Genomic DNA, 10,451 nt, shown 5'->3' with positions numbered 1-10,451 from the left:
ATTTATATAAAATAAAAAGCTGAGTAGTTATACTCAGCCTTTTTTAAAATTAATAAATCCAGTCTTTATTGATTAAGCTATAGTCGATAAGCTCTGATTCATCAAAGAAAAGATTGATTTCACGTTCAGCACTTTCAGGTGAATCTGAACCGTGAATAATATTTTTACCAACTGTTAAACCAAAGTCACCACGGATCGTACCTGGGTTAGCTTCTTGAGGATTTGTAGCTCCTACAACTAAACGTGCAGTGCTAATGATGTTTTCACCTTCAAGAACCATTGCAAATACTGGTCCAGATGTGATGAAATCTACTAATTCACCGAAGAATGGTTTCTCACTGTGTTCTCCGTAGTGTGTTTTAGCAAGATCATCAGATACTTGCATTAATTTTGCACCTACAATTTTGAACCCTTTGTTTTCTAAGCGTTCAACAATTTGACCGATAAGGTTTCTTTGAACACCGTCTGGTTTAATCATTAAAAATGTTCTTTCCATTGACATAATCTCCTTTAATTAATCTGTATATATAATAGCATTTATCAATGTTAATTGTCACATTAATTTAATCTATCTCTTAGTTTTTCAACTACTTCAGCTAAGTAATCTTTGACTGGTGATGGAATGCCTTCTATATTTTGAAGTGATTCATCTAAATAACTACTACTTACTTTCTTTGATTGACTGATTGCATTTGTTTTTAGTAAGTATTTAGATAGTTTTTCACTATTTTTACGAGTATAACTATATTCTTTAAGCATAGATCTAAAATTAGGATCTTCATCTCTTAATAAAAGTACTGGTAAAGTATAATGTCCATTTTTTAAATCTGAAAAGTTCGGTTTACCAAGTACTTTCTCACTCGCTGTAAAGTCTAAACAATCATCTAAGATTTGGAAGCTCATCCCGATGTTATAACCGTACTGTATAAGTTTTTCTAATAATTCATCGTCGACGTTTGTTGCATATGCACCGAGCTTAATACTTAAGACAATTAACAATGCTGTTTTTTTATAGATTTTTCTATAGTAATCATCTATTGTTTGTGTATCGTCAAATTGAGTGTCAAACTGAAACAATTCGCCTTCTACAATTTTTTTCATTGCTTCAGCATATGAATCGTGAAAATCCTGATGTTCAATATGAGCGACTGCTTCAATTGCACTGGATAACAAATAATTTCCAGTATTTACAGCTTGAAAATAGCCATGCTTATAATAAGTTGTTTTATGCTTTCTTCTCGTTTTTGAATCATCGATAATATCATCATGAACTAAACTAGCCATGTGAATTAGTTCTAAACTTGCTGCAGTTTTAATTAAATCATTGTATTTATTTTTGTCCCCTAATTTACCAACGAGAAGCGCTAAAGATGGTCTTAATTTCTTTCCGCCTGTCACATACAAATTGAAACTCTCATCATTCACAATGGATTCTCCAGGTTGTAAACTATATCTAATATAATTATCAATTTGTTTAAGATCAGGCTTGATATATGTTTTAAATGGTTTAGTCATTTAGTGGCTTATGTGCAAAATGGGTCGCAGCCATACCCATGTTATGAGGGACAATTTTAATATTTATAAATCCAGTTGTACTCATTAAATCTTTTAGTTCTTCTTTTGATAAAAAATCTCTTGTTGATTCATATAACCATTTATACTCTTCACCACTTTTAGCAAATAATTGGCCAAATAAAGGCATTATTTTACCAAAGTATATATTAAATAATTTTGCAATAATTTTATTGCTTGGATTCGATGTTTCTAATATAACGAATTGACCCCCCGGTTTTAACACTCTGAATACTTCAATCAGTGCTTGCTTGTAATTCGGCAGATTTCTTAACCCAAAGCCAATTGTAATTAGGTCGAAACTGTTATCATCAAAAGGTAACTCCATCGCATCACCTTGTATGAGCTTTATATTTTCAAATTGTGTTACTTTATCTTTTGCAACTTCTAGCATGTTCTCACTAAAATCTAGTCCAGTAACATCTACATTTTTGTTTACTTCTGCAAGCTGAATCGTCCAATCTCCAGTACCACAACATAAATCTAAAACACAATCATCGTCATGCAAAAAAATTTCAGCCATAGTCTTTTTACGCCAAATATCGTGTTGTTTAAAACTAATGATATCATTCATTTGGTCATAATCTTTTGAAATTGTATTGAATATTGTTTGTATTTTATTATCTTTCATTATTTTCACCATTATCTATAAAAGCTTCGATTTTTCTATTGATTGACTCATTCAAAAAACCATTTGTAATTAAATATTCAATCGGTGCAAAAAACAAGCTCTTTTTATCTTCATTGCTTAAATTTTTATGAGAATCAAAAAACTTAGATTTCTTTATGATTGATTGTTTTGTTAGCATTACTATGTCAAATAGTATTTTGTAATGATTATGTTTCGCCATTATTGTGTAAAACTCTGTCATTAATAAATCACTATATAACACGTGAGTTTCTAAATTGTTTGATTTAGGTTTCTCATCGAGAATAAGTAAAGCGATATTAAATTTAATAACAGCCTCAATGATTTCACTATTTGTACTTAGGTAATACTGTTCATTGTTTAGTTCTTTAAGAAAATCAGAATATTTTTCCTGAATGTCATTATCAAAATAAGTCATCATATCGCTTAATGCTAACAAAAAAATCACCCTTATAAATGAATAGACCTAACAATCGTTAGGTCTATTAAAATTCTTATTTTACTGCGTCTTTTAAAGCTTTACCTGCTTTGAAAGCTGGAACTTTAGATGCTGCAATTTCGATTTCTTCACCTGTTTGTGGGTTACGACCTTTACGAGCAGCACGTTCACGTACTTCAAAAGTTCCGAATCCAATTAATTGAACTTTTTCACCTTCTGTAAGTGACCCTTGAATAGCTTCAAATACTGCATCTACTGCAGCACTTGCATCTTTTTTAGTAAGATCTGCTTTGTCACTAACTGCATTAATTAAATCAGTTTTGTTCATAGTTAATTGACCTCCTAGATTCTATATAATGAATTATTCATTATGTTTTGACTTTACCACATGAGTGCCGTCACTTCAATATCTTTAAGGATTCTTTGTTTAATAAGATCACTTTTTTTCATTTTTAATTTTACTTGTCATAAATATCACGTTATTATTTTCGTCTACTGTTAACTCTGAGCTATAAGTTGGTACAACAGGGGTATTTTCATATAAGACATGTCTAACGTCTTCACCCATGTCAAAACTTAAACCTTTGTCATCAATGATGTGTTGGACATCTTCTCTATAATCAACTAAAAATTCTTCTCCCCCGTTAAAGTAGACATTTAATTCGTTTCCTGTATAGGGGCTATCAACTGTTGGATTTTGGTCTAAATGATAATGATCTAAATCAAGTGCATAGACATTAGGTCCAATTGTTTCACCAAGCTCTACATGCTCACTTAAAACATTTAATCGAGTTGTTAATGAACGAATTGTATTTGTAATTCTAAGATCAGCAATTTTTACTTTTGGATCAGAGTCCTCATCAATTATGACATATTGGTAATGCCCACCGTTTTCATATGCAGTAGTTGGAATATCACTGAGATAATCAGGGACTAGCTTTTGAAAATCGACTTGATATTTAAGGTATTCACGATTATTTAAATGATCTTCAGTTGTTTTAAAAGGCAACAAACCGTCATTATCTTCTTGATATTGTGTGACAGCATTATCCACCATTTTTATTTGTGATTCTTTTGGTAAATCATTTTTTTGACGCTCACTTTGTGGGTACATGCATGCACTTAATATTAATGTCACAAATAGTAAACTCATCATTTTAAGTACGTTACGCATGGCTACTTCCTCCTAGGACTAAAATCATTGTTATAAATGAAAAAATTAGTAATAACCATGCTGCAATAGATAGTATAATACTGACAAGTCTATATGGCATTTTATAGCGTGCAATATATATAAGTAATGCAGCTAAAGCCATTGCACCCATCGAGTAAAATGATACCCACATTAAATCCATTCTAGATATATCAAACATTTTATTTCTCCATCTCTAAATGATTTCTCATTATATCAACTAATTCTTCTGTTTCTGATTTTCTTTCTCTCATCATTAAGGAGAATAACGCATCTTTTTCGGAAATAGATTCAAATAAATACTTGTATAAGACATTTGTAATTGGCATATCGACGTTGTGTATTTGTGAAAGTTCATATGCTGCTTTTGTTGTATTTACACCCTCAACGACCATTCCCATATTTTCGATGATCTCATCTAGTGATTGACCACTTGCAAGCATTCTTCCACATCTAAAGTTTCTTGAATGTTCACTCATTGCTGTAACGATTAAATCTCCAACACCTGTGAGTCCCATAAATGTTAACGGATTTGCACCGACTTTAGTACCTAAACGTGCAATTTCGTGTAAACCTCTAGTAATTACAGCAGATTTCGTATTATCTCCAAAACCTAAACCGTCGAGTACGCCGATAGCTAATGCGATAATATTTTTTAATGCTCCGCCGACCTCTACACCGATAAGATCATTATTCTCATATACTCTAAAATATTTATTAATAAATACGTCTTGAATTTCTTTTTGACCAGTTTTATTAATTGAAGCTGTGCTAACAGTTGTTGGTTGTTTTAATGACACCTCTTCAGCGTGTGAAGGACCACTTAAAATAGCGATGTCCGTATAATTCTTTTCATCAATCTCTTCTATAATCACCTCAGACACTCTTTTGTGAGAGCCTAATTCTAACCCTTTAGCGACGTGACATATTAATACTTTCTTATCCAAGTTATTTAATAGTTTATTAATTTCTTTTGAAACTGAACGCATTGCTTTAACTGGCACAGCTAAAACAAGTAAGTCACCATGCGTAACTGCTTCTTTTAAATCATTTGTCGCACGAATTGATTCAGTTAACTCAATATCTTTTAAGTATTTTTTATTAGAATGGTTATTATTTATTTCATCAATTGTTTGGTTATTTCTACCATACATAAGTACGTTATGATGATTAGAATCAAGTACCATTGCTAAGCTTGTTCCAAAACTTCCAGTTCCAATCATTGAAATATTCATGATATCTCTCCTGCATTAATTTCTTTTACGTGTAATGATATGAATTGGTGTACCAGTAAAATCAAACGCTTCTCTCAAGCGATTTTCTAAATATCTCTTATAACTAAAGTGCATGAGTTCAGGGTCATTTACAAATACGACAAATGTTGGTGGTGAAACACTTACTTGTGTACCATAGAAAATGTTTAGTCGTTTACCAGTTTTATCTGTAGGTGTTGGATTCATTGCTACACTATCGACAAGCACCTCATTTAATGTACTAGACTGTACTCTTCTTTTATGTGCTTCATCTGCAAGGTGTATTAATGGAAATAGAGTATGTACTCTACTTTTAGTTTTTGCTGATACAAAAGCAATCGGAGCATAATCTAAAAATCTAAACTGATCTCTAATTTTTAATTCAAACTCACGCATTGTTTTCGTGTCTTTTTCAACTGCGTCCCATTTATTTACAACGATAATAACCGCGCGTCCAGCTTCATGTGCTAGCCCTGCAATTCTTTTATCTTGCTCTCTAATTCCTTCTTCACCATTTAAAATAATTAAAACAACGTCACTACGTTCAATTGCAACATTTGCTCTTAATACTGAGTATTTCTCAGTACTTTCATATACTTTTCCTCGTTTTCTAATACCTGCAGTATCAACAAAAGTATAATTTATGCCGTCTTTTTCTAATTTACTATCAATGGCATCACGAGTTGTACCTGCAATATTTGAAACGATGACACGCTCTTCACCTAAAATAGTATTTACTAAACTTGATTTACCAACATTTGGACGACCAATTAAGGACACTTTTATTGAATCGTCGTCTTCTAATTCATAGTTAAGTGATTTAAAATTGTCTATTACTTCATCTAGTACATCTCCAAGACCAAGTCCATGTGAGCCTGATACTGGATATGGTTCACCTAGTCCTAATTCATAGAACTGATAAATTTCTGAGCGTAATTCATAAGAGTCTATTTTATTAACCATTAATACAACAGGTTTTTTAGATCGGTGAAGTAGATGAGCGATATGCGCATCATCATTAGTTACACCTTCTCTACCATTTACAACCATAACAATAACATCTGCCTCATCAATTGCGATTTCAGCTTGCATTGCAATATCATTTTGAAACAGACTATTTTCTAATTCAATTCCACCAGTATCTATAATATTAAATTCATGGCCAAGCCACTCACCTGTTGAATAGATACGGTCTCTTGTAACACCTGGAGTATCTTCTACAATAGATTTTCTTTCTCCAATAATTCTATTAAATAAAGTTGACTTTCCAACATTTGGACGTCCAACTACAGCAACCGTAGGTATCATTTATATTTCCCTCTTTTCTTTTATTATTCTATCATAATTACAGTTTTATTTATAAAAAAATAAAGAGCGAGTTTCCTCGCTCTTTTAAATATAATTAAAGACCTAAGTCTTTAAGTTTATCTCCTAAAATATCTCTTAATGTCGGAGCATCATCTTCGTCATCTTTGTAAACTGTTTTTTCTTTATTTTGAGTTTGTGGTTGACGTTTAGGCTTTTCTTGTGTTGCTTTAATTGATAATGAAGTTTTCTCTTCTTCTTCGTTAAAGCCAATGATTTTAACTTCTACCTCTTGCTCTGGTTTTAATACATCTTCTGGGTGCTCGACATGATCATATGAAATTTCTGAAATGTGTACGAGTCCTTCAACACCAGGTGCAACTTCAACAAAAGCACCAAAGTCAACTAGGCGTTTTACAGTACCTTTAACAATGTCGCCAACTTCGTGTTCATTTGAAAATTCTTCAAATGGACTTTCTCCAGCTTGTTTAATTGAAAGTGATAATCTTTCATTATCTTTGTCGACTGAAAGTACTTTAACATTTACTATGTCACCAATATTCACAGCATCTTCAACACTTTCAACTCTTTCGTAGCTAATTTCAGAGATGTGAACTAAGCCATCAATACCGTTAACATTAACGAAAGCACCAAAGTTTGTTGTACGAACAACTTCACCTTCTACGACAGAACCTTCTTCAAGTGAGTCGAAGTTTTTAAGAAGTTCTTCTTTTTCAGCAGCTTCTTCAAGTACTCTTCTGTTTAAAATAATACGATTATTTGATGGATCAACATCTTCAACTTTAACTTCTAAAGTTTGTCCGTCAAATTGATTTAAATCTTCAACAAACTGTGTAGAAATAAGTGAAGCTGGTATAAATCCACGTGCACCAACATTTACTACTAAACCAGCTGGTACAACTTCAATTACTTCTGCTTGGATGACTTCGTCATTGTCTTTTTTACTTTGCAACTCACTATATGCTTCTTCAGTTTCATGTTGACGTACTGAAATCACAACAGTGTTTTCATCTTCAATTTTAATTACTTTAGCAGTAACCTCATCTTCAAGACTAACCACTTCGTCTGTTGTTTCAATACGTTTAGAAGTTAATTGACTAATTGGAACAATTCCTTTAGTACCATCTTCTAATTCAACTTCAACAAATTTTTCTTCAACTTTAGAAACTTTACCAGTAACAACGTCACCTTCGTTGTATTTTGAGTTTACAGTTTCTTCAGTGTTTTCTACTTCTTCAAATTTTTCTTCGTTAGTCATACTGTTATCCTCCATTTTAAAACGCTTAATACTATTAAGTTCCTATAAATTGTCCGTTTTGTCAAGGTGTAATGGACCATTTAACAAATTATTTAGATTATTTTCTAAAATTTTAGTAATATCTTTTCTCTTATACCCTTCTTCACGTAATTGCTTCGTGTATATTGGTTGACCAAATATAATTGTAACACCATCTTTGCCTTTATAACTACCTCGAATTGCAACAGGTACAATTGGTGCTTTTGCACTCATTGCGATAAAGCTCGCGCCTTCTTGCAGTGGTGCTAACTCATTTTTACCAGTTTTATTTCTCGTTCCCTCAGGGAACATAAGTAGCATCCTGCCCTCTTTCAATGCTTCAATTGAAGTTTTTAAAGCCGCACGGTCGCCCTTACCTCTATTTACTGGAATTGCGTTTAAATTTCTAATTGCTGCACCGAATATTTTATTTTCAAAAAGCTCAGATTTAGCAAAAAACGACATCTCACGTTTAACAGATATGCCAACGACAGGCGGATCATGTAAAGACTTATGATTGGCTGCGAGTAAAACGGGGCCTTCTTTTGGGACATTTTCTTCTCCGATAACTGTTATTTTATGCGTTACTCTGTAATATAAAGTAACAAATATTTTCATAATTTTGTAAAACATTAAATGCCCACCTTTTTTGCGTAACTTAATATCTCATTCGCAACCTCATCAATTGTCATATTATCAGTATTTAATTCTATTGCTGATTCAGCTTTTCTAAGTGGAGAATGTTTTCTAGACATATCACTTTCGTCACGTGCAACAATTTCTTTTATTAAGTCATCGAGTGTAATATCATTTCCTCTTGCTTCTTCTTCAATAAGTCTTCTTTTTGCTCGGATTTCTGGACTTGCTGTTAAATATATTTTCAATTCAGCGTCGGGTATAACAACTGTACCTATATCTCTACCATCCATAACAATACCTTTATCGTGAGCAATTTGTTGTTGGAGTTTTACGAGATATTCTCTTACAAATTCTAATGAAGCAAATTTACTAACGTTATTTGTAACTAGACTTGATCTAATTTCATTTGTAACAATTTGTTCATTTAGAAAAACTTCACCCTTATCTCCAAAATCGATTGTTATATTGTTAATGTTCGATTCGTCTAATTTTGAATCACTATTTAGTGCATATAATGTCACCGCTCGGTACATTGCACCTGTGTCTAAATATTTATAGTTGAGTTTTGATGCAACGATTTTGGCGATAGTACTTTTCCCAGCTGCAGCTGGTCCATCGATTGCTATGTTGATTTTTGTCATGTAGTACACCTTTTCTATGGAATAATTAATTGTTGTCCAACGGATAAGTTATTTCCTGAAATTCCATTGGCATCTCTAATTTTTTGAACGTTTTCTTCACTACCACTACCATAATAATTAATAGCTATACGGTATAAATTATCTTTTGCTGAAACGACGTGAGTTTGACCTACTGTTTCTTCTTCGTTATCTTCTTCGTTTTCTTTTTCTTCTTTCTCACGTTCCTCTTGTTCTTGTTTTTTACGTTCTTCAGCTAGACGTTTTTCTTCTTGGCGTTGTTTTTCTCTTTCAGCTTCTTGTTGTTTACGCTTTTCATCTGCTTCTTTTTTAGAGTTTATTTCAGATTGTCCAAGTTTTTCTAGACTTACTATTTGCTTGTCAGAATATTTTGTTGTTTTTGACTGATCTTCAGCATTATTTTTATCTTCTTTTTTGTCACTTTTACTGCCATTTACTTTTTTGCTAGTTTTATTATTATCATTATCCTCGTCATTTTTAGCAAACTCTTTTTCTAATTCTGCTTTTTTATTTTCGAATTCCTTGTCAACTTCTCTAGTCTCTTTACCTTCATTATCATCAACAACCGCACTTTCTTCGAAACCGTCACCAGATGGCCAGAAGTTAGAAACAATCATAGCGCCTAGAACTAACGTAATAGGAATTAATAGAGCAATTAAAACAATGAGTGACTTTTTATTTCTATTTTTATTTATACTCTCTTTAGTGAAATGCTTATTTTTAAAATCTTTAACTTTAGATTTCGACTCACCAAATTCTTTAGAGAATTGATTCTTATATTTTGCAGATTTATTTTTAAATGAAGCTGCAGAAGATGCAATTAATGTCTTAAATCCAGCATCTTTATTTTCTTTGTTTGTTTGTTTACTAGATGATTTTACGTTTTCTTTTTTTACATCTTCTTTATTATATTTTGCACTTCGACTAAATTCCTTATCAACTTTGTTTTTTCTAGTTCGGCGCCTTGGTTGATCATTTTTATTTGTATCACTACGCTTATGTTGTATATCTTTGTAAAAATCGTCTTTCATATTTCATTCCTACCCTACCTACTTTAGTAACTTTTATTATAGTATTTTTTACTACACTTTGAAAGTATATTCAAATCTTCCTAATTAGTAAGTGTAATGAGTTGAAAAGGTGTTTTAAAAACTTTAATATTGATTTATTGAAGAGGTGACATTAGGTGAATTTAAAATATACAATTTCCGATCAAGATACATGTATCGCTTGCGGTGCATGCGGGGCATCTGCACCGAATATTTTTGATTATGACGATGACGGTATCTCTTATTCTATATTAGATAATAATCAAGGTATTACTCCTGTTCCAGAAGAACTATTAGATGAATTAGAGATGGCCTTTTTAGGATGTCCGACGGATTCTATAAAAGTTGCAGATGAGAGTTTCGATGGTGACCCTTTAAAATTTGAATAATAAGAAAG

General features: G+C 32.1%; 14 protein-coding genes. 1 reads left to right on the top strand and 13 read right to left on the bottom strand.

The window, feature by feature from the left end; translation table 11 throughout:
* Window positions 1-49 precede the first annotated feature (49 nt).
* From ndk to KPF49_RS04130, 13 genes are all read right to left on the bottom strand, one after another.
* Window positions 50-496 (bottom strand): nucleoside-diphosphate kinase, encoded by a 447-nt coding sequence (gene ndk, locus KPF49_RS04190; RefSeq protein ID WP_183674741.1) that lies wholly within the window; start codon window positions 494-496, stop codon window positions 50-52.
* Between the two features lie 62 nt (window positions 497-558).
* Window positions 559-1,515 carry a polyprenyl synthetase family protein gene (locus KPF49_RS04185; protein WP_183674744.1) on the bottom strand — a complete coding sequence of 319 codons (957 nt, stop codon included), beginning with the start codon at window positions 1,513-1,515 and terminating at the stop codon, window positions 559-561.
* Window positions 1,508-2,203 carry a demethylmenaquinone methyltransferase gene (locus KPF49_RS04180; RefSeq protein WP_246562697.1) on the bottom strand — a complete coding sequence of 232 codons (696 nt, stop codon included), beginning with the start codon at window positions 2,201-2,203 and terminating at the stop codon, window positions 1,508-1,510. The genes KPF49_RS04185 and KPF49_RS04180 overlap by 8 nt, the downstream gene beginning before the upstream one ends.
* Window positions 2,193-2,660 (bottom strand): hypothetical protein, encoded by a 468-nt coding sequence (locus KPF49_RS04175; RefSeq protein ID WP_183674750.1) that lies wholly within the window; start codon window positions 2,658-2,660, stop codon window positions 2,193-2,195. Before KPF49_RS04175 ends, KPF49_RS04180 begins: the two co-directional genes overlap by 11 nt.
* Before the next feature lie 55 nt (window positions 2,661-2,715).
* Complete coding sequence (locus KPF49_RS04170; RefSeq protein ID WP_183674753.1) at window positions 2,716-2,988, bottom strand: HU family DNA-binding protein; 273 nt, start codon at window positions 2,986-2,988, stop codon at window positions 2,716-2,718.
* A gap of 108 nt (window positions 2,989-3,096) precedes the next feature.
* Entirely contained in the window at window positions 3,097-3,834 is a 738-nt protein-coding gene (locus KPF49_RS04165) for a hypothetical protein (protein ID WP_183674755.1), read from the bottom strand.
* A complete protein-coding gene (locus KPF49_RS04160) occupies window positions 3,827-4,033 on the bottom strand; it encodes a DUF2768 family protein (RefSeq protein WP_183674758.1) in 207 nt (68 codons plus the stop codon). Before KPF49_RS04160 ends, KPF49_RS04165 begins: the two co-directional genes overlap by 8 nt.
* Window position 4,034: 1 nt before the next feature.
* Complete coding sequence (locus KPF49_RS04155; protein WP_183674962.1) at window positions 4,035-5,090, bottom strand: NAD(P)H-dependent glycerol-3-phosphate dehydrogenase; 1,056 nt, start codon at window positions 5,088-5,090, stop codon at window positions 4,035-4,037.
* Between the two features lie 12 nt (window positions 5,091-5,102).
* Window positions 5,103-6,413: a ribosome biogenesis GTPase Der gene (gene der, locus KPF49_RS04150; RefSeq protein ID WP_183674761.1), complete on the bottom strand. Its 1,311-nt coding sequence runs from the start codon at window positions 6,411-6,413 to the stop codon at window positions 5,103-5,105.
* A 94-nt stretch (window positions 6,414-6,507) separates the two neighbouring features.
* Window positions 6,508-7,689, bottom strand: a complete 1,182-nt coding sequence (rpsA, locus tag KPF49_RS04145; RefSeq protein WP_246562696.1) for a 30S ribosomal protein S1 — start codon at window positions 7,687-7,689, stop codon at window positions 6,508-6,510.
* Between the two features lie 42 nt (window positions 7,690-7,731).
* Window positions 7,732-8,340: a lysophospholipid acyltransferase family protein gene (locus tag KPF49_RS04140; RefSeq protein ID WP_183674767.1), complete on the bottom strand. Its 609-nt coding sequence runs from the start codon at window positions 8,338-8,340 to the stop codon at window positions 7,732-7,734.
* Window positions 8,340-8,987, bottom strand: coding sequence for a (d)CMP kinase (cmk, locus tag KPF49_RS04135; RefSeq protein ID WP_183674770.1), 648 nt, complete (start codon window positions 8,985-8,987; stop codon window positions 8,340-8,342). Before cmk ends, KPF49_RS04140 begins: the two co-directional genes overlap by 1 nt.
* Window positions 8,988-9,001: 14 nt before the next feature.
* The gene (locus KPF49_RS04130) at window positions 9,002-10,036 is read right to left on the bottom strand and encodes a LysM peptidoglycan-binding domain-containing protein (RefSeq protein WP_183674773.1); all 1,035 of its coding nucleotides are present in this window, start codon (window positions 10,034-10,036) and stop codon (window positions 9,002-9,004) included.
* A gap of 155 nt (window positions 10,037-10,191) precedes the next feature.
* Between KPF49_RS04130 and KPF49_RS04125 the strand changes: the two genes are divergently transcribed.
* On the top strand, window positions 10,192-10,443 hold the full coding sequence (locus tag KPF49_RS04125) for a ferredoxin (protein WP_183674776.1): 252 nt from the start codon (window positions 10,192-10,194) through the stop codon (window positions 10,441-10,443).
* Window positions 10,444-10,451 lie beyond the last annotated feature (8 nt).

Origin of the sequence: Nosocomiicoccus ampullae (assembly GCF_019357495.1) — a bacterium.
Taxonomy (GTDB): Bacteria; Bacillota; Bacilli; order Staphylococcales; family Salinicoccaceae; genus Nosocomiicoccus; species Nosocomiicoccus ampullae.
This window is presented reverse-complemented; position numbering and strand designations above follow the sequence as displayed.